Raw genomic sequence first — 18,634 nt, 5'->3', positions numbered from 1 at the left:
TAGAGTGACCCATATATATTTGCCAAGGAGTAAAAATGTTAAACCTTAAACGCGTTATTGGTCTTGCTGTGACTGCCGCATTATTTGTTGGAATGCCAGTTCAAGCCAATGAAGTTATTAAGCTAGCAACCACAACCAGTACTGAAAACTCAGGTTTGTTAAACAACCTTTTACCGACTTTCGAAGCCGAAAGCGGTTATAAAGTACAGGTAATTGCAACCGGAACTGGTAAAGCCCTTAAGCTTGCTCGCCAAGGTGATGTTGATGTTGTAATGACACACGCCCCCGCTGCAGAAGCCAAGTTCGTTTCTGAAGGTTATGGCAGACTTCCACGCGGGATAATGGAAAATGATTTTGTTATCCTAGGCCCAAAAAACGATCCCGCTAACATCCGTTCTAGCAAGTCAGCAGAAGCGGCATTTGCCAAGATAGCTAAATCAGATACACCGTTCATTTCACGTGGTGACAACTCTGGCACTAATATGAAAGAACTTATTCTTTGGGGCAAAGCCAATGTTAAGCCAGAATTTGCAGGCTATACTTCTGTAGGCCAAGGCATGGGTAAAACACTATTAATGGCAAACGAATTACAAGGTTATACTTTATCTGACCGTGGTACTTTCGTGGCATATTCGGGTAAAATAGGCCTTGCAGTAGACTTTGATGGTGGTGAAGCTCTGGCGAATCCATACCAAATCATGCTCATTAATGCTGACAAGTACCCTGACTTAAATCATAAAGGGGCTAAAGCATTAAGCGACTGGCTGATCGGCGCTGAAGCGCAAACGATGATCAATAACTATAAAGTTAAAGGTGAGCAATTGTTCAAGGCAACATATAGCGAATGAATGAAGGCTGGTTAGCCCTAACACAGCAGGCGTTAAGCCTGCTGTTTTCATTGGATCCAGAAGTCTGGTCCATTATATCGGTATCTTTTTCAGTATCATTGGCAGCATTAGTAATTACTTTGCTGCCTTCAATGGTGCTCGGCTTCATATTGGCCTTTTCTCGCTTCCGTGGTCGCTGGCTCGTCACTAACTTGATTCAAACCCTGCAATCTATTCCCACCGTTGTCATCGGATTATTGGTCTATCTTTTGTTAACCAGAATGGGGCCGCTTGGCGATCTGAAATGGCTTTTCACCCAACAAGGCATGATTTTAGGGCAGATGATGATTTGCGCACCCGTAATTGTCGCCATGAGCCAAGCCGCTTTCACCAGTGTTGACCGCCGTGCTTGGGAAACCTCTCGAACATTAGGCGCGCCTTGGTACAGCGCCATTTGGACCGTCTGCAGAGAGCTTAAAGTACCACTATTATTAACTATAATCGCCGCATTTAGCCGCATCCTGACCGAGGTAGGCTGCTCGATGATGGTCGGTGGTAATATTGCTGGCGTCACTCGAAATATTCCAACCGCTATCGCCTTAGAAACCAGCAAGGGCGACTTTGCTCAAGCGATAGCGCTTGGGCTGGTACTGTTAGTATTAGCACTAGTGCTAAACTTTGCCCTAGGTACCCTAAGAGGCAAGGCCGAGCCGAGGAGTCATTAATTAGCATGGCAAAAATTATTGCACAAGATCTTGAGATGCGTTTCGATGATAAGCATCTGTTTAGCGCTCAAGAGCTTATTTTTCCGCAGAAGCAAGTGATCCACCTACAGGGTGATAATGGCAGCGGGAAAACCACATTAATGAAATTACTTGCAGGACTGATTAAACCCAGTCAAGGCCAAGTGCAGGCCGTCGGTTATTCACTGGCGCCATGGTGGCGTAGTAATGCTATTGTTGGTAAAGCGCTATATCTGCATCAGCACCCCTACCTTTTTGATGGGAGTGTGCTTTATAACCTGACTTATCCTTTAGCATTCTCAAGCGAAGATAAGGCAAAGCTGAGTGCACGCACTGAACAAGCAATTGAAATGGCCCAGTTAAGCCATCTATTAGGGCAATCTGCCTCTAGTTTATCTGGCGGTGAACGACAGCGGCTTGCGATAGCGCGAGCCTGGATTGTCGAACCCAAGCTGTTGATGCTCGATGAGCCAACGTCAAATATGGATAAGCATTCTCAACGACTTGTGTTGCAGATGGTCTCAGATCTAAAACAGCAAGGCACAGGAATGATTATTAGTAGCCATCAATCATGTATGCTGACGCAAATCTGCGATCATGCGTGGCTAATCGACAATAACAAAATTAGCACCAATGACATGGTGCATGCAGCAGCACCGACTTTAGCAGTCCATATCAATCCCAACATGTTAAACAGTATGGTCAAATAGCCTTGCTAAAATTGCTACCGCGCCAGCATTAAGTTATGGAGCGACGGAGTATGATTGCTATTGTTACGTAAGCTGCAACTAATAACAGGAATATGTGATGACAAAGATCGATGCAGTGATCCTCGCCGGCGGAATGGCCAGACGTATGGGTGGCAATGATAAAGGCTTAGTTGAATTAGAAAGCCAACCGATGATCAAACATACAATTGATAGGATTCGACCTCAAGTTAAGGAGATCCTGATCAACGCAAACCGTAATCAAAAGGTGTATTCTGAATTTGGCTTTCAGGTGATCAGTGATCAAGATACAGGCTACTTAGGCCCATTAGCAGGTATGATCACTGCGATGAGTCACACACAAGCAGACTATTTGATGGTTGTCCCCTGTGATTGCCCGTTGCTACCCACAGATTTGGTAGCCAGAATGCTAGCGCAGTTAATTGCTGAAGATGCAGAGCTTGCAGTGGCTAGTGACGGTAAACGGGAGCAACCCGTCGTCATGTTATTAAAGCCCAGCTTACGCACATCAATGAAAGCATTCTTAGATGCTGGCGAACGCAAGATAGATTTTTGGTATGCCAAACACAATTATGTTGTGACCGACTTTAGTGACCAACCAAATGCCTTTATTAACGTGAATACGCCAGAACAAAAACAGCAGCTTAGCGAAGCCATCGCCAACGAAAAGAACAACCAGAGGTGTAAATGAGCATACCTTTTACGAATCCGCTACCTATCCCTGTTCTCGGATTTTGTGCCTATAGCGGCACCGGTAAAACCACATTATTAAAGCAATTAATCCCTGAGCTTAATCGCCGTGGAATTCGACTTGCCGTCATCAAGCATGCTCATCACAACTTTGACGTAGATATTCCGGGTAAAGATAGCTTTGAGATGCGTAAAGCTGGCGCCAAGCAGATGTTAGTCGCCTCTCATATACGCTGGGCGTTGATGACCGAAGATGCCAGGGAATCAGATCCTGAACTGCCTTACCTGCTCAAGCAGATTGAAACAGACAGTGTTGATATCGTGTTGGTTGAAGGCTTCAAAAAATTAGAACTGCCTAAAATAGAACTCCACCGCGCCGCGCATGGTAAGCCGTTTATTCACACCCATGATGAAAATATTCTTGCTGTGGCGTGTTGCGATGACACCAAATTGCCAAGTGAGCTGCAGCGTTTAGATATTAATAACGTGGCGCAAATAGCTGATTATGTCAGTGACTATATTGCGGCGTGGAAACCCTGCCCAATCGACCTGCCTATGGCACTGAGCTGTGGTTGCGAACTCGATAACAGCACCACTCTGTCGGTACGCCAAGGCATCGATAAAATTCTCTCTTACGTCAAGCCGATCAGTACCACTGAATCAGTGGATTTGGACGAACTCGAAAATCGTATTTTAGCGACCGATGCTATTTCACCAGTCAATGTGCCACAACACACCAATTCAGCAATGGACGGCTACGCATTTAAGCTAGGCGAAGAGAACCAAGCCTATACCATGATGGGCGAAGTCATGGCAGGTCACGCTTATGCTGGCACTATTCAAGCGGGTGAAGCCGTACGCATCATGACAGGCGCTCCAGTGCCTGCTGGTGCCGACACCATTCAGCTACGTGAACTCGCCAACGAGCAAGACGGGAAAGTCGAGTTTGAAGGTGCTATGGCGTTAGGCCAACACGTAAGACAAGCGGGCGAAGATATAGCGCAAGGCGAAGCCGCACTAGCCGCTAACACTCGCCTGCATGCCGCCGAACAAGGTTTACTCGCCTCATTAGGCTTTGGCGAACTGCCCGTTTTCAAACGTCCAACCATTGCCGTGTTCTCTACCGGTGATGAAGTTTGCCAACCAGGCGAACCGTTAAAGCCAAACTGCATCTTCGACTCCAACCGCTACACCATCAAGTCGATGGCGAAGAAGCTCGGTTGTGAAGTAATCGATCTGGGCATTATTCAAGATTGTGAAGCCGCACTAGCAGAGGCTTTAACAAGTGCCGCTAAGCAAGCTGATATCGTGATCAGTTCAGGTGGCGTATCTGTGGGTGACGCTGACTACATCAAAACCGTATTGGAAGAAGTTGGTCAGATAAACTTTTGGCGTATTAATATGCGTCCTGGTCGCCCATTGGCCTTTGGTCAAATCGACAACAGCTTATTTTTCGGCTTACCAGGTAACCCCGTTGCGGTAATGGTGTCGTTCCTACAATTTGTTCAACCTGCTATCCGCAAGCTTGCGGGAGAGCAAAACTGGACACCCACCATGGTGCCAGCAATCACAGAAAAACCACTGCGCAGCCGAGTCGGTCGTACCGAATTTATGCGCGGGATCTACCATCTGGCAGCAGATGGTAAGTTACATGTAACCACAACAGGTGCTCAAGGCTCAGGGATGCTTAGCTCTATGGTAAAAGGAAACTGTCTCATCGTGATAGGCGAAAAAGATGACCAGTTAAATCCAGGTGACACAGTTTATATCCAACCTTTTTCCGACCTTCTTTAAGGGTCATATAGGTAAGTAGTATGAGTTTGATCGTTGACAATTTTGGCCGGACAGTCGAATACCTACGGCTGTCTGTAACTGACCGCTGTGATTTTCGCTGTGTTTATTGCATGAGTGAAGATCCCTGCTTTTTAAGTAAAGAACATGTGCTAAGTCTTGAAGAATTAGCCTGGATCGGACAAGCTTTTACCGAGTTAGGCGTTAAGAAAATACGTCTCACAGGGGGTGAACCTTTAGTGCGAACCGACTGTGATAAGTTGGTAAAACTACTCGGCAAGCTACCCGGTCTTGAAGAGCTTTCGATGACCACCAATGGTTCTCGGTTAACCCGCTTCGCGCAAGAGATGCATGACTCAGGGCTTAACCGCCTCAATATTAGCCTAGATACGCTAAAACCAGATCTGTTTACTGAGCTGACGCGTAACGGCAAGGTCAACCGAGTCATTGCAGGTATTGATGCTGCACGCGCCGCTGGCTTTAAAAAGATAAAGGTCAATGCGGTTATTTTGCGTGGCCAAAATGATGATGAAGTACTGGATCTGATTGAGTTTTGTCGTGAGCGAGAACTCGACATCGCATTCATCGAAGAGATGCCGTTAGGCGTAATTGATGAGCGCAAGCGCAGTCGCCATTGCAGCAGTGAGGAGGTTCAGCAGCTCATTCAGCAGCGTTATCCCTTGCAGCTATCCAACCGCCGTACTGGCGGCCCGGCTCGTTACTACACTATGCCGGGCAGTGATATCCACGTTGGTTTTATTTCACCGCACAGCAATAATTTTTGCCACGAATGTAATCGAGTCCGCGTCACGGTTGAAGGCCGTTTATTACTCTGCCTAGGCAATGAGAATTCTGTCGATTTAAAAGCTATTTTACGAGAGTTTCCTGCTGATATCGAAAAACTAAAAGTCGCTATTCTAGACGGGATACAGCATAAACCGAAAGAACACCATTTCGACCCTAACGGTGAAACCCAGATCCTGCGGTTTATGAACGCCACAGGTGGATAATTCAATTGTGGATTTAAAATAAAAAAGGCACTTAATGTGCCTTTTTATTCTCGAGATTATGGAGTGATATTTATTGGAATAATCGCGGCCGTTGACTCATGTCCATTAGGGGTTTTAACCATAACAACCAGCTCCCCTGTAATAGCTTGGGAAGTTCCTTTCACCGCGATGCCATAACTCTGCCCACCAGCTTCATTAGTGTTTGGCCAGGTAAAGCTACTTTGCCCTACGACCTCTCCGACAGAAGATGTAAAGGTTACCACTGAGCCCGATGGCATCTGCTGACCATTACTATCGGTAATCGTTAAAGATGCTTGACCAACGTCTGCCCCAGAAATATCTAATACTTGATCATCGTTATCTATCCCACTATCAATTACGACAACATTAGCTGCAACAGCCGAACTACCAGACATAACGATGACTACGCTACCTCTTATGTGGATAGATTTGCTATCACTCAAACCATCAGCGCAGCCATCGTGAACAGGAACACTGCACAACACCCCATTATAAAGCTTATCTCGACGAGTAAATGTACCATCATTATTAAAATCGATTAGCTCTTCTAATGCATCCTTGTCGTACACCTTATTTTCATTGTAATCGTTAAAAACTTCATTCATATCATACTGATTACTATCTATGCCAACCGATTGAAATAGTGGAAATTCGTCAGCATCAAAGCGGCCATTACCATTTGAGTCCGGGAAAGATTCCTCACCGAGGGCATAAGCAGTAACAGTTGAACGGCCATTCACAGGTCTAGGGTTTTGCTCCTGCCACTCCACAGTGCATTGTCCATCTAGCGTAAAGCAAGAATCATCGATAGCACCACCTTCGGTAGTGAAGTAAACCGCGGTGCCATCTGGCGCGAAATTATTAAATGCATCCGCAAGGTATGCTGTGACAGGAACTCTTTCAAAAAGATCTGGGTTTAAATTTTTGACCTTTAACGTAAAACTATCTTGATCTGGGATGCCGGTGGAGATAATCAATTTACTTGATTGAGTGATAAGCAGCGGATCGCTAGCATCAACCGTTGCCATGACACGGACAGTGGTCGCAACCGCACCTGAATTCACTACAGTCTGTACCATACCGCTACTGTCGGTAATCCCTTGTGAGTGGCTCAAATAGGTTCCGCCCATCTCGGTATTAAGACTAAAACTCACCGTTTTATTGCTAACAGGGGTTCCAGTCGTGTCAAATACTTGGAACTTAACCACTGAAGTTTCTAAACCACCTGTGGTTTTGATCGAAATTAATGAAGGCTCTGCCGAAACGAAACTAATACTGCCCTCGGTTGGAGCAAGTATATTGATTGACGCTGAAGCAGAAAGACTCGATCCCCCTACATTGACGGTAATGCTAATAGGATCATTTCCTATACATCCTGTAGCGAGGTATAGACTGGTGGCTAAGCCATTAATCGCTGTTACCGGTGAGGTCAGCTCAGCTAAGGGGGTCGAAGCTTTAGCACAAGCTGAAGAGAAGTAAACATCGGCGGGTTGAGTGAATGGCATACCTTGTTCATCAACAATCATCACCGAAATACTCACGGTCCCACCAGCTGATAATGAATCGGTGCTAACCTCCGCAATTCCCTCCTGCAGGGGTTCGCCGCTGCCCATCACTAAGTTAGTTGCCCCGATGACCAAAATAGCGGTGTCTTGTTCACCAGTCACCAAAGATGCCGTAACCGTGCCAGCTCCTAATGTGGTGCCGGCTAATATATCTACCGTCGCATTACCATTTTCATCAGTCACTGCGGTAGTAATGGGCAAGTCACCTAAGCTGCTACTGAAAGTCACAATAACTGGGTCACTTATACCGTCAACTGCAGCCACTAGCTTTCCAGGAGCAACTGCAGTTATTGATGAGACCTCATCCCCCCCGGTACCAATAATACTCAAGGAGACATTGTAGGTAATGGCATCATCTGATGTAGGGGCCGCATCACTATTATCAAGTAATCCGCATGGCACGTTCGAAGGACAAACGGGCTCTCCATCACCATCGCCGCCACAAGCAGCCAAAATAAAAACAAAAATTGTGGGAATCAATATCCTGTATATTGAGGGCATATCCATCTCCATATAAATACTGTGGTTATTCAAATTAAACACCCACTAGGTATAGGCTATGATTGCTGTTCTTTCACACTTTAATTGCATTATCCATACTGTATTAGTGTAAAACTCATTCCCACATCGGCTAGATCCTCTAAAAAATCTGCTTTACTAACCGCTCATCTGTTCTAAGGTTTGTGAAAGCTCGACTGAATAGATACACTCACTGCATCACTTAATTATCATTATCGCCATGGCCCTATCCAGAAGAAAATGGAATACCATTATCATTCTAGCTTCTATTTTTATGATCTCAGTACTGACTGTGGTCGATGATAATAGCCGTGTGAAACCGTTGCAAACGCAAGCGCTGTTCGATCAATCTGCACCATTATCGCAATTACAACTGGGTGAGTATTGGTTGCAGAAACGTCAATCAGGTTGGCAATGTAGCGAAGAGATACTCAATTGCCTCGAATGGGCTAATGCATGGGAGCTGGTGCATATATCCGCCCTCGTTGATAATCCTGAAACGGTAGGTGAGCCAATAGAGTTAGTGATCCAAATCGACGATATCGATACGGCCCAAGTCTGGGTGCTATTTAGCAGCCAAGGCTTACTAAAGTCTCCCGCCGGCAACTGGTATCAAATTCCTGCCAGCTTACGAGAACAACTCAGCCCCATCATTCGTGCGCAAGCTCATTAATACGATGAGTATAATCAATCATCGAGATCTCACAGCGTAAAACAAGAGAGCCTAAATGCCAGAATTACCTGAAGTTGAAGTCACTCGACAAGGTGTATCACCCTATTTAGTTGATAATGAAGTCACCGACTTAATTATTAGAAATGCATCACTTCGCTGGCCAGTGCCTGAGATTGCTAAACAGATTATTGGTCAAACTGTCCGTAATGTTCGCCGTCGGGCAAAGTACTTACTGATCGACACCGACGCTGGCACCACCATAGTCCACTTAGGTATGTCTGGCAGTTTACGCATACTGTCCGCTAACAGTCCGGTCGAAAAGCATGACCATATCGATTTGGTGCTCGCAAGCGGTAAAGTACTGCGCTATAACGACCCAAGGCGTTTTGGTTGCTGGTTATGGAGCGAACTACCAGAAGAGGCCCATCCGTTGTTATCGAAATTAGGGCCTGAGCCGCTTGAGTCAGGTTTTCATGCTAATTATTTAATCGCGGCGTTACAGAATAAGAAAAAAGCGATTAAGCTGTGTTTGATGGACAATCATATTGTAGTGGGTGTGGGTAACATTTATGCCAATGAAGCGTTATTTGCGGCGGGGATCCATCCACAAGCCGAGGCGGGTAAAGTGGACGCCGAACGGATAACGATTCTGGTCGCTGAAGTAAAACAAATTCTCGCCCGCGCCATTGAGCAAGGTGGCACCACGTTAAAAGACTTTACTAATGCCGATGGCAAACCAGGATATTTTGCGCAAAAGCTACATGTCTATGGGCGAGGGGGCAAAACCTGTACTCATTGTGGTCACTTGCTCAGTGAAGTGAAGCTGGGTCAACGCGCGACCGTGTTTTGCAGTATTTGCCAGCAGCGCTAATCACGGCACTCAATCTTGCTCTTTAACCGCCTGTTTAAGCTCTTTACCGAGTCGGGTGCGATAAAGGTATAAGCCAATCAATAGCGCCACGGCAAATAAACCCACGCTCAATTGCAAGTGATGTTCATCGCTAAGGCTAACCCCAGCCCCTGCAAAACTAAAAATGAACATTTGTGGCAGAAAGCCAATACCACTGCCGACAAAAAACTGCCATGGACTAACACAAGTGGTGCCTGCTAAGAGGTTGGTAATGTAATTACTGCCGAGTGGCAACAAGCGGAACATCAACGCTTTAAGCCAAGTTTTGTGGATGATCAACGCTTCAAGCCGTGCTAATTTTTGCTCGAAGCGACGTTTAATCTGCTCACGAAAAACAAAGCGGGAAAAATAGAATAAAATAATGCAGCCCATTAAGGCCGAGATAGTGGCAAAGATTGCACCATTTATACCACCGAGCGCATAACCAAAAGCAAATGCTAGTACTTGCCTAGGCCCGCCAATACAGGAGAACAGCGCTCCCATTAATACCAGCTCAGAGACGGCCGTCGAACCATGCTGTTCGACGTAATCAGTAACCCACTGACTATCACTTAAACGCTGAAAAAAACCTTGTTGCACTGCAACGCCGATTAAAATGGCGATAAATAACAGTCCAAGCAACCTCACGGCCAGTTTAATATTCACGGGGTATCGCAATACAACAGACGTCAGTCAAACCGCTAGAAACGGTATTCATAAGCACCAAATAACGTCGCGTCTGTTTCTTTGTCTTGCGTCTCAAATTCCGATTGAGATACCGTTCCACCTACGCTCATCATGCCCTGCCACATCGGCATGCGATAGCTAAGCTCTAGCATCAACAAATCCTCTTTGGGAGGCTGAGGAGCCCAATCGATATTCGCATTAGCACCATCTTTATTAAGTTGGGCGTAACGCAGTAAAGAGGTAAAGCCTTTGCTATTGGCGAATTGGCCAATTAGACCTAATACATACACGTTGGCGTCACTGTCATAAGTGCTACCCAGTGCACGGCCATAATAACGTGAACCACTTTTGTAAGTTGAATGCTCGTAAAAACAGTTAAATGCATTTTCATCTTCACCACAAAAAACCATGGTGTCGGTATATTCAAAAAACAACTTGTACTGTTGACCATCAAAGTTGAAACGCGTGTCTGCGCCAAACATAGAGCCACAATCGACGATATCCCAAGGCATGGAGCCCTTTGAATCTTCGCAAGTTCTTTCGTAGTAAAGGCCAAACGGGACGTTATACCAAGTATCACTAAAACGTATATCGTAGCCTGCTATTTGGTTACCATAATTGGTACAGCCGCCGGCTCCCTCATTACGGCAATCTTTTTGACCGGTAATGGATTTAAAGGCACTTTCAAAAGAACACTCTTCCCCATCACCACAGAACTGGGTTGTCCAAGACACACCAAGCTCTAGCTGACGAAACGGACGCACTGAGCCACGCAAGTTCCACATCAGCGTGTTGGGGACTGCACGCTCCTCTTCCATCCTGCTAACACCCGCAGTAAAGTTCCACGGCCCAATCCAAGATAACCAAGGTGTTTCAAATGCTTGAGCATTATTGCGACTCAACATCAGTGAAGGCATTGGTCTGGCGTTATTGGACTTGTGCAGTGAAGAGTCAAATCCAGGTCCCCACCATTGCTCAACCGCGCCAAGTGTCACCATCCAGTTACCCATGACCATCGCAAGATAGGAATCATCGAAACGTAGCGATTTATCATCGGCAGGATCGTAGTTAGCTGACGTGGAAACTTTATAAGCAAATCTATCGCCCAAGTACTCGTATGATGCAGTCGCCTCACCTTGTTCTCTATAATCAGAGCCAAAATGTTGGAATCTCGCGGCATCACTGGCAGCAGCAAACTTGATACGGGTATTGCCACGATTGCCGACGGCATTACGGTAGTTGAAGTTCACCCGAGAGAATGCGTCCACTAAGGCAGGCGAAAGTGTTGATGGCTCAATGTTAGCCAAATCATCACCGATACCCGACCACATTAACGGATAGGTATTGACGGGGACCGTAATCACACCTGCATCGGCCAATGCTTGAATATCGGCTCGTAAATAGATATCGGATGTATCCACCCAAGGGGCTGCGCTAATGATGGCAGAATAACAAACGGCAAATAGTGCCAACAGCCTAATATTGATCAATAAAACACGCTTTATCATGGTCGGAGTCTTAACCTTTTTCTTTATTCATTAGTGCATTAGCAACTTCAGCATGGACAAACTGGCTCACATCACCACCGTGATGAGCAACCTCTTTAACCAGAGTCGAAGAGATAAACGAGTTCTCCTCTGCTGGGGTTAAAAACACACTTTCTAGATCGGGGCTAAGACGGCGATTCATATTCGCCAATTGGAATTCATACTCAAAATCTGAAACAGCTCGCAAGCCTCGAACTAACACACTAGCTCGTTGCTCTTTGGCAAAATCCACCAGCAGCCCTGAAAAACCAACCACTTCCACATTATCTAAATGTGCTGTCACTATTTTTAATAGTTCCACTCGCTCACTCAGCGTAAAGCGCGGCTTTTTAGAGGGGTTAGCAGCAATGCCAATAACAACATGTTTAAATAATTTGGCAGCACGCTCAATAAGATCAGCATGACCATTAGTCACGGGATCAAATGTTCCTGGGTATATGGCTCGTTTATGCACAATTATCTACTCATGTTTAGTGTTAATTATACGCCGATTAAGGCTTAACTTTTCAGGGCACTATCCTACTCGTAATCCACTAGATTGTGAATGTGTAAGCTTAGATATTCCTTAAGTCCTGCATATTTCAAACTTAGCGTTGAAAGACAAGTAAATTTACTTCGCTTTAGGCCAGTTCAAACTTTCGGGCTGCGACCACAGTGCTAACTGCTTAGAAAATGCTTCACTATTAAAAGCAACACCGGATTGAGGAGGCATACTGAACTGGTAGGCTTTATTTTTATAGTTAAAGTACAAACTGTAGGCATGCAGATAGCCTCTATCTGATGCCGCACCACCATAGAGTTCGTCACCTAAAATTGGCACTCCAATACTGGCTAATGCCACTCTAAGCTGGTGAGTTTTACCGCTTAACGGTTTAAGTAAATAAAGGCGTAAACCGTCAGCTACCGATTGTGAAAAGAATTGAGTGATTGCAGGGTTAACCGTGGTGCGCAGTAATTTGTGCATGCTGCGGCGTGACTTGGCCATATCGCCAATGACCCAACCTTGTTTCTTTTTGGGCTTGCCTTGTGCCAGTGCCAAATAGTACTTTTGAATTTTGTGTTCACTGAATTGACGGGTAAATTCAGCTGCTGCAGCTGATGACTTGGCTAAAATGAGCAAGCCAGACGTCAATGTGTCTAATCGATGTACCGAATACAGTTTTATACCCAGATCTAGCTCAGCTTGAGCAACAACCCCAGCGGAACCATCTTGACTGTGGAAATGGACGTTGGCCGATTTATTGATAATAATAAAATCGGCTTCGTCAGCAATAACTTGATACATAAAGAGAAAACCCTACCAAACAGACAAAATGTTTTAACAACCAACAGGTATGGGTATCAAAAAGTAATTTGCACTTTAAGCCCCGGTTGGTTATCCATTAAGGCGATTTTAGCATTATGGCGCGACAGAATCGCCTTAACCATAGATAAACCTAAACCGGTACCTTTATGATGTCTGCTTGGATCTAAGCGGACTAAGCGCTCGAAGACTTTATCGCGTGAGCCTGCGGGGATCCCTGGGCCATTATCTTGAATTGAAATAACATTGCGGTTTTGCGAAATAATGATCGTTGCACCTTCACCTGAGTATTTAATCGCGTTGTCGACCAAATTAAATAATGCCTGGAAAAGTAAATACTTATCACCGCTAACGCTAAACTCTTCACCGGCCATTAATTTAAGCGACTGGCCATTATATTCGGCCATCACCTCTGCCATCTCAAATAGATCTCGGCAGATATGTTGCAAACTCAGTGACTGTAGTTCTAATGTTTGCTGGCCCTCTTCTATTCGAGTGAGCGACAGCATGGCGTCGAATGTCGCCAAACAGTGATCAAGTTCTTCAGTGATGATAGCGCAACCCTCAGCTAATTCCTCTTCAGGCTTTTCTGGCAACTGCTCTAAGCCGATACGCAAATGAGATAGCGGTGTACGCAGATCATGTGCAATATTGTCCGTCACGCCGCGCACCGCCGCGAGATTTTTTTCTAAAGTATCTAACACTCGGTTAAATTGTTGTGCCAGCATATCAAACTCATCTTGCCGCCAACTAACAGGTAATCGCGTCGAATATTGCCCTTGTTCCACCTGTTCACTCAGTCGATTATATTGCACTAATCTCCGCAAAATAGCCTTGGAAAACAGATAGCCAAGCGCTAACGTTAATACAACTGTTAACATTAACGCGGTAATCGCCGCATTGGTGAATTTGTCGATTAACGTCCCTAACTGATCCACTCGAGTCGCAACCAATACCGGGCCATAACGTGTCATCACCATGCCACCAGTAAGAATGTGCAATTTATCGGCTCCGCCCTTAAAAACGGGAAACTCACGTTTTTCGGGCAGCATAGGCATGTCTTTAGGGATCATGCTTAATGAGCCAATAAGATCGAAGGAGTTGCGCCATACGATTAAGGCGACTTTAGGGTCGGCACTGCGGACTTGCGTAGCAAAACTGTGCCTATCAAGCGTGAGTGCCATCTGTTGATAGCGGGTTTTCTCGGCATTGAGGTGTTGATCGAGTTGAAACTCTTGTTCATTAATCAACTGACGATACATCCCCAATAGCAAGGTGCCAATAATCACCGTCACCAATGCAGAGAAAATAATCGTAATGCGCCACGCACTACTTTGGTATGGCTTAATGCCCTTGGCGTAGGCGATAACCAGCCCCTCGGACGGTTTCAATCAACTCACCATGGCCTAACTCTTCAAACTTACGTCTAAGCTTAGCAATATGTACATCGATAACATTGGTACGTGGATCAAAGTGATAATCCCATACTGCTTCAAATAACAGTGTACGACTTATGACTTGATTCTCATGTTCCATAAGGTATTTTAGTAACTGAAACTCTTTAGGCTGTAGCAAGATCTCTTGCCCGTCCAATGTGACTTTTCGGGTCAGCAGCTCAATCGCCAATGGGCCAACATTTAAGCTGGTCACCATGGGTTGTGACTCACCGCGTTGCATCAACTTTTCGGCACGCACCAATAGCTCAGAAAACGCAAATGGCTTAGTCATATAATCATCGCCACCAGCGCGTAAACCTTTAACGCGTTCATCCACATGACTCAATGCCGATAAAATAAGTACTGGTGTTTGGCTGCCCGTCGCACGCAATGCTGCTAATAGCTTAAGCCCGTCAAGTTGGGGTAGCATGCGGTCTAAAATGATCAAGTCATACTTCATGCTGGTCGCTAGCAGTAATCCTTGGTGACCGTCGGTGGCCGTTTCAATATTGTGCCCCTGCTCAATAAATCCTTTTACAACGTATTCGATGGTAGTCGCATCGTCTTCAACCATGAGTATTTTCATGCTTTAATCCCATTTGAGCAGTGGTAGTAATTGCTTATTTTCCATATCGAAGGCTAACTTTCGTTTACCTTCGGCATCTAACATTTCTAACTCTATATAGCTTATTCCAAGGTCATTATCGACCTCTGCCTTGACCAAATGCCCCGTGCTGTCTTTACAAACAAGGGTTAACATTTCAGAAAATGTTAACCCACTTTGCTGCAGCATCATTATGCCAGCAAGTTCGTCCTTATCATCATTTTTTAAACGCCCAATATCACGCACTTTAAGGCTGCCATCAATTGCACGGTATTCATATTCAGTAATTGTTTTTGCTTGCGGATCGATCATCTTAAACTCGTAAATGAGTTCTCCATTATCGAGCTCTGCTTCAAATTCAGAGATCACCCCAGGGTGCAGTAGCTCTAGCTTTTGTATCATTTCTATCGGCGATGGGTAATCTCCCGTCGACATGAGCGGATACAGACCTTGGCCTGCCAATGCACTACCTGATACTAATAACAATCCCACCAGCCAACGAGCCATGGCTCCTCCAAAAAATAAAACGCTAAATCATACTAATAAACAATTATTGAGAAACCAGACGCATACTGTCGATCTCTATTTCAATGCCATTCCATTCATCATCAACTTCACCAATCAATGTGACCTTGGTGTCGCTAGTGACTTCTATTTCACGCCACAATGCATTGTCTATCTCGACCTCTACCTCGCCGCTTTGATCGCGAAACAGGTATTTTTCATCACCTAAACTTTTGACTAGATAACCCGTCAACTCAATGGGTGTATCGTCTTTTGCTTTAGCTGCATCAGCAGCCGTTGTAGCATGACTTGCCACTCCAGGACCATTATAAGCAGCCACTGCAGGCAAGGTTAATACAGCAGAAAGAATAATTGAACCGGTTAACAATTTTGTCATCGGATAAACACCTCGTTTAGATTAGGAGTCATACTATGACAAAACACATAACACCAAGGTGACGTAAAGATTAAACTTTGATCATACGTTGGAGTTTATTGCTAAACCGTTTATTCGGTATTAGGTTCCAAAATATGGATCAATTCAGATTTTAGCGCCACCGTCGTTTCGCCGCCCTCTACAAGTTCCAGCTTTTGGGCTAAGTGTAATGGTACTTCGGCGTTAATTTTATGCTTTACGCCCACAACACTCGCCAGAATTCGTACCGTTTCGCCCATCACTAGCATCGAATCAATGGTAATATCGAGCTTATTAAAGCTACGGCACAAACGGCCTTTTTTAATCGAATTAAATCTAACGCCTTGATTGGGGATCACCCAGCGCACTTTTGCGCCAACATTTAGGCTCTCAAAGTAAGTGCTGGCGATAAGATGATCACCAAACTTAAGCCAAGTGATCTGCCGCTCTTCCTCCTGTGCAATAACATAGGCGTCAAAGATATTACGCAATCCCATCTGCTTTGCTACGGCTTCGTCGCGCGGCCGAGTCAGCACTTCTCGTGGATGGCCTTGCTGTAACATTTTTCCTTGGCTGATCAAAATCATGTTATCAGCCAATAGCAATGCCTCATTAAGATCATGAGTGACCATAATCACTGGGATCGCTAACTGCTCTTTCAAGCGAGCAAGCTCTAAATACAAGCGCTCACGAGTTTCTCTATCCACAGCAGAAAAGGGTTCATCAAGCAGCAAGACTGAGGGCTCACGTGCTAATGCACGCGCCAATGCCACCCGTTGTCGCTGACCGCCAGAAAGGTGCGCTGGCAGTCTGTCGGGTAACCCATGTAGATTAACCCGCTCTAACCAATCTTTAGCCCGCGTCGCACGTTCAGATTTGGGAATATGGTCTAATGCCGCGATCACATTTTCTAACGCGGTTAAATTGGGAAACAAACCAAAGTGCTGCGGCACATAGCCTAAATGCCGTTGTTGTGGACTCAGCTGTATCGACTTTTTATCGCAATACCAGCTGGTTTGTCCATAACGGATCTCGCCAGACTGCGGTTTATTTAAGCCAGCTATCATCCGCAACAGCGTTGACTTACCGCCACCCGACGGTCCAACCACCGCCAGCACTTCACCCGCTTTACAGGTAAATTCCGCATCAATAGTGATATGTTCGGTTTGTTTAATTCGACAAAATAGATCAGCGACGACTTGAGACATGCTTACCTCCGACTCGTCGTGACAAACTGGTGGTCAGTGCCAATACCGTAATCGCAAATAGTAATAGCACCAATGACATATTCCCCGCACTGGCAAAATCAAACGCCTGTACGCTGTCATAAATAGAGATGGCAATGGTTTTAGTTTCACCCGCAATATTACCGCCCATCATTAACACGACACCGAATTCCCCTAATACATGGGAAAAACACAGCACCATTGCCGTTAATACGCCTGGCCACACCATAGGTAACTCAATTTTAAAGAGCGCTTTAGTGCGGCTCATACCACAGCAAGCAGCGGCATCACGCACATCTTCGGGTACGGCTTCAAAAGCACGTTGAATAGGCTGAATAGCAAACGGGATATTGATAAAAATAGAAGCGACTACCAGCCCTGAAAAATGAAACACTAATTGATGCCCGAGCAGCTGCTCTAGCATCTGTCCTAGCCAGGACTCACTGCCCAAACCGACCAATAGATAATAACCAATCACTGTCGGTGGTAACACTAACGGCACCATAACCAAAGCCTCGACCCAAGACTTACCGCGAAATTGACGATAAGCCAAGAAACGTCCGGCTAAAATAGCCATTGGCACCAATATTACGACGGTGACAGTACTGAGTTTAATTGATAGCCAAAGTGCTTCCCAATCCATTAGTTAACCGCTTTGCCAAAACCATACTCAGCAAAGATATGCTGCGCTTTGTCGGTTTGAATATAGTGATAGAATTCGTTCGCTGTTTGGCCCGCTTTTAGGGTCAATACCATGCGTTGTTTCAGTGGGCTATATAAAGATTGAGGGATAACCACATAATTTGCTCGGCTCTTAAAGCGCTCTGCTGACGCCAGCGATAATGCGATTAAGCCACCTTGAGTTGAGCCACTTAACGCAAACTGTGCCGCTTGCGATACGTTCTCACCAAAAATAAGTTGTGGTTGAATCTTTTGCCATAAACCTAAGTTTTGCAACGCTTCTTTGGCTCGTTCGCCATAAGGTGCATGGTCGGGATTGGCAATAGCAAAACGCTTAAGTGCTTGAGTGTCGATGAGCTGCTTAAGTCCATCGAGATTTTCATCTAAGACCAACGGTGAGGTTTTAGGGGCTGCAAGCGCAAGCTTGCCTACCGCATAAACGATCCCTTTGCCTTGAGTTTGGCCGGCACTCGCAAGTTGATTGGTGTAGCGCTCGTCAGCCGAAAGAAAAATTTCAAACGGTGCTCCATGCTTTATCTGGGCAACAAAATTACCCGACGAACCATAGGTGATCCGTACTTTTCCACCCGTATCTTGATTAAACTGCTTCGCCACATCATCTAAGGCAAACTTGATACTCGATGCTGCCGCTATTGCCGGCACATCCTCAGTCGCAACCGCCGTTTTGCTTAGTAGCAACAATGGCATTAGAACCGACAGCAAGACCACGCTAAGCTTCATCAAGTAACTCCCTAATACACCTAATTTAAAATAC

Annotated in this window: 20 protein-coding genes; 8 read left to right on the top strand and 12 right to left on the bottom strand. The window is 45.5% G+C overall.

Annotated elements, in window-relative coordinates:
- Positions 1–35: 35 nt before the first annotated feature.
- The 6 genes from CXF82_RS21375 (at position 36) to moaA (ending at position 5,789) form a co-directional block, all read left to right on the top strand.
- Positions 36–848, top strand: coding sequence for an ABC transporter substrate-binding protein (locus CXF82_RS21375; RefSeq protein ID WP_101090078.1), 813 nt, complete (start codon positions 36–38; stop codon positions 846–848).
- Entirely contained in the window at positions 845–1,552 is a 708-nt protein-coding gene (locus CXF82_RS21370; protein ID WP_101090079.1) for an ABC transporter permease, read from the top strand. Before CXF82_RS21375 ends, CXF82_RS21370 begins: the two co-directional genes overlap by 4 nt.
- Positions 1,552–2,280, top strand: coding sequence for an ABC transporter ATP-binding protein (locus CXF82_RS21365; RefSeq protein ID WP_180961243.1), 729 nt, complete (start codon positions 1,552–1,554; stop codon positions 2,278–2,280). Before CXF82_RS21370 ends, CXF82_RS21365 begins: the two co-directional genes overlap by 1 nt.
- A gap of 94 nt (positions 2,281–2,374) precedes the next feature.
- The gene (gene mobA, locus CXF82_RS21360; RefSeq protein WP_101090081.1) at positions 2,375–2,989 is read left to right on the top strand and encodes a molybdenum cofactor guanylyltransferase MobA; all 615 of its coding nucleotides are present in this window, start codon (positions 2,375–2,377) and stop codon (positions 2,987–2,989) included.
- A complete protein-coding gene (locus CXF82_RS21355; protein ID WP_102044908.1) occupies positions 2,986–4,782 on the top strand; it encodes a bifunctional molybdopterin-guanine dinucleotide biosynthesis adaptor protein MobB/molybdopterin molybdotransferase MoeA in 1,797 nt (598 codons plus the stop codon). Before mobA ends, CXF82_RS21355 begins: the two co-directional genes overlap by 4 nt.
- A gap of 20 nt (positions 4,783–4,802) precedes the next feature.
- Complete coding sequence (gene moaA, locus CXF82_RS21350; RefSeq protein WP_102039950.1) at positions 4,803–5,789, top strand: GTP 3',8-cyclase MoaA; 987 nt, start codon at positions 4,803–4,805, stop codon at positions 5,787–5,789.
- A gap of 56 nt (positions 5,790–5,845) precedes the next feature.
- Here the strand turns inward: moaA and CXF82_RS21345 are convergent, their stop codons facing one another.
- Positions 5,846–7,876: an Ig-like domain-containing protein gene (locus CXF82_RS21345; RefSeq protein WP_102044907.1), complete on the bottom strand. Its 2,031-nt coding sequence runs from the start codon at positions 7,874–7,876 to the stop codon at positions 5,846–5,848.
- A 238-nt stretch (positions 7,877–8,114) separates the two neighbouring features.
- Here CXF82_RS21345 and CXF82_RS21340 point away from each other — a divergent pair, with 238 nt between their 5' ends.
- Both CXF82_RS21340 and mutM read left to right on the top strand, forming a co-directional pair.
- Positions 8,115–8,567: a hypothetical protein gene (locus tag CXF82_RS21340; RefSeq protein WP_101090085.1), complete on the top strand. Its 453-nt coding sequence runs from the start codon at positions 8,115–8,117 to the stop codon at positions 8,565–8,567.
- A 55-nt stretch (positions 8,568–8,622) separates the two neighbouring features.
- A complete protein-coding gene (gene mutM, locus CXF82_RS21335; protein WP_101090086.1) occupies positions 8,623–9,438 on the top strand; it encodes a bifunctional DNA-formamidopyrimidine glycosylase/DNA-(apurinic or apyrimidinic site) lyase in 816 nt (271 codons plus the stop codon).
- A 9-nt stretch (positions 9,439–9,447) separates the two neighbouring features.
- Here mutM and CXF82_RS21330 read toward each other — a convergent pair whose 3' ends face one another.
- The 11 genes from CXF82_RS21330 to modA form a co-directional block, all read right to left on the bottom strand.
- Positions 9,448–10,122: a TVP38/TMEM64 family protein gene (locus CXF82_RS21330; protein WP_232775012.1), complete on the bottom strand. Its 675-nt coding sequence runs from the start codon at positions 10,120–10,122 to the stop codon at positions 9,448–9,450.
- 35 nt (positions 10,123–10,157) lie between these two features.
- Positions 10,158–11,651 (bottom strand): capsule assembly Wzi family protein, encoded by a 1,494-nt coding sequence (locus CXF82_RS21325; RefSeq protein WP_102039953.1) that lies wholly within the window; start codon positions 11,649–11,651, stop codon positions 10,158–10,160.
- A gap of 10 nt (positions 11,652–11,661) precedes the next feature.
- The gene (coaD, locus tag CXF82_RS21320; protein ID WP_101090088.1) at positions 11,662–12,144 is read right to left on the bottom strand and encodes a pantetheine-phosphate adenylyltransferase; all 483 of its coding nucleotides are present in this window, start codon (positions 12,142–12,144) and stop codon (positions 11,662–11,664) included.
- A gap of 156 nt (positions 12,145–12,300) precedes the next feature.
- The gene (locus CXF82_RS21315) at positions 12,301–12,975 is read right to left on the bottom strand and encodes a TIGR01621 family pseudouridine synthase (protein ID WP_101090089.1); all 675 of its coding nucleotides are present in this window, start codon (positions 12,973–12,975) and stop codon (positions 12,301–12,303) included.
- Between the two features lie 56 nt (positions 12,976–13,031).
- A complete protein-coding gene (locus CXF82_RS21310; protein WP_180961134.1) occupies positions 13,032–14,288 on the bottom strand; it encodes a sensor histidine kinase in 1,257 nt (418 codons plus the stop codon).
- A 49-nt stretch (positions 14,289–14,337) separates the two neighbouring features.
- Entirely contained in the window at positions 14,338–15,015 is a 678-nt protein-coding gene (locus CXF82_RS21305) for a response regulator transcription factor (protein WP_101090090.1), read from the bottom strand.
- Between the two features lie 3 nt (positions 15,016–15,018).
- A complete protein-coding gene (locus tag CXF82_RS21300; protein WP_101090091.1) occupies positions 15,019–15,540 on the bottom strand; it encodes a hypothetical protein in 522 nt (173 codons plus the stop codon).
- 43 nt (positions 15,541–15,583) lie between these two features.
- The gene (locus CXF82_RS21295; protein WP_101090092.1) at positions 15,584–15,934 is read right to left on the bottom strand and encodes a NirD/YgiW/YdeI family stress tolerance protein; all 351 of its coding nucleotides are present in this window, start codon (positions 15,932–15,934) and stop codon (positions 15,584–15,586) included.
- A gap of 110 nt (positions 15,935–16,044) precedes the next feature.
- Positions 16,045–17,160, bottom strand: a complete 1,116-nt coding sequence (locus CXF82_RS21290) for an ABC transporter ATP-binding protein (protein WP_101090093.1) — start codon at positions 17,158–17,160, stop codon at positions 16,045–16,047.
- Positions 17,141–17,821: a molybdate ABC transporter permease subunit gene (gene modB, locus CXF82_RS21285; RefSeq protein WP_101090094.1), complete on the bottom strand. Its 681-nt coding sequence runs from the start codon at positions 17,819–17,821 to the stop codon at positions 17,141–17,143. The genes CXF82_RS21290 and modB overlap by 20 nt, the downstream gene beginning before the upstream one ends.
- The gene (gene modA / locus CXF82_RS21280) at positions 17,821–18,600 is read right to left on the bottom strand and encodes a molybdate ABC transporter substrate-binding protein (RefSeq protein WP_102044906.1); all 780 of its coding nucleotides are present in this window, start codon (positions 18,598–18,600) and stop codon (positions 17,821–17,823) included. Before modA ends, modB begins: the two co-directional genes overlap by 1 nt.
- Positions 18,601–18,634: the final 34 nt, after the last annotated feature.

Origin of the sequence: Shewanella sp. GutDb-MelDb, assembly GCF_002836075.1 — a bacterium.
Taxonomy (GTDB): domain Bacteria; phylum Pseudomonadota; class Gammaproteobacteria; order Enterobacterales; family Shewanellaceae; genus Shewanella.
This window is presented reverse-complemented; position numbering and strand designations above follow the sequence as displayed.

Excerpts from the sequence above, each read along its gene's own strand:
- CXF82_RS21375 (WP_101090078.1), top strand. The coding sequence starts at position 36 with ATGTTAAACCTTAAACGCGTTATTGGTCTTGCTGTGACTGCCGCATTA.
- CXF82_RS21370 (WP_101090079.1), top strand. The coding sequence starts at position 845 with ATGAATGAAGGCTGGTTAGCCCTAACACAGCAGGCGTTAAGCCTGCTG.
- CXF82_RS21355 (WP_102044908.1), top strand. The coding sequence starts at position 2,986 with ATGAGCATACCTTTTACGAATCCGCTACCTATCCCTGTTCTCGGATTT.
- moaA (WP_102039950.1), top strand. The coding sequence starts at position 4,803 with ATGAGTTTGATCGTTGACAATTTTGGCCGGACAGTCGAATACCTACGG.
- CXF82_RS21345 (WP_102044907.1), bottom strand. The coding sequence starts at position 7,876 with ATGCCCTCAATATACAGGATATTGATTCCCACAATTTTTGTTTTTATT.
- CXF82_RS21340 (WP_101090085.1), top strand. The coding sequence starts at position 8,115 with ATGGCCCTATCCAGAAGAAAATGGAATACCATTATCATTCTAGCTTCT.
- mutM (WP_101090086.1), top strand. The coding sequence starts at position 8,623 with ATGCCAGAATTACCTGAAGTTGAAGTCACTCGACAAGGTGTATCACCC.
- CXF82_RS21325 (WP_102039953.1), bottom strand. The coding sequence starts at position 11,651 with ATGATAAAGCGTGTTTTATTGATCAATATTAGGCTGTTGGCACTATTT.
- CXF82_RS21315 (WP_101090089.1), bottom strand. The coding sequence starts at position 12,975 with ATGTATCAAGTTATTGCTGACGAAGCCGATTTTATTATTATCAATAAA.
- CXF82_RS21305 (WP_101090090.1), bottom strand. The coding sequence starts at position 15,015 with ATGAAAATACTCATGGTTGAAGACGATGCGACTACCATCGAATACGTT.
- CXF82_RS21300 (WP_101090091.1), bottom strand. The coding sequence starts at position 15,540 with ATGGCTCGTTGGCTGGTGGGATTGTTATTAGTATCAGGTAGTGCATTG.
- CXF82_RS21295 (WP_101090092.1), bottom strand. The coding sequence starts at position 15,934 with ATGACAAAATTGTTAACCGGTTCAATTATTCTTTCTGCTGTATTAACC.
- CXF82_RS21290 (WP_101090093.1), bottom strand. The coding sequence starts at position 17,160 with ATGTCTCAAGTCGTCGCTGATCTATTTTGTCGAATTAAACAAACCGAA.
- modB (WP_101090094.1), bottom strand. The coding sequence starts at position 17,821 with ATGGATTGGGAAGCACTTTGGCTATCAATTAAACTCAGTACTGTCACC.
- modA (WP_102044906.1), bottom strand. The coding sequence starts at position 18,600 with ATGAAGCTTAGCGTGGTCTTGCTGTCGGTTCTAATGCCATTGTTGCTA.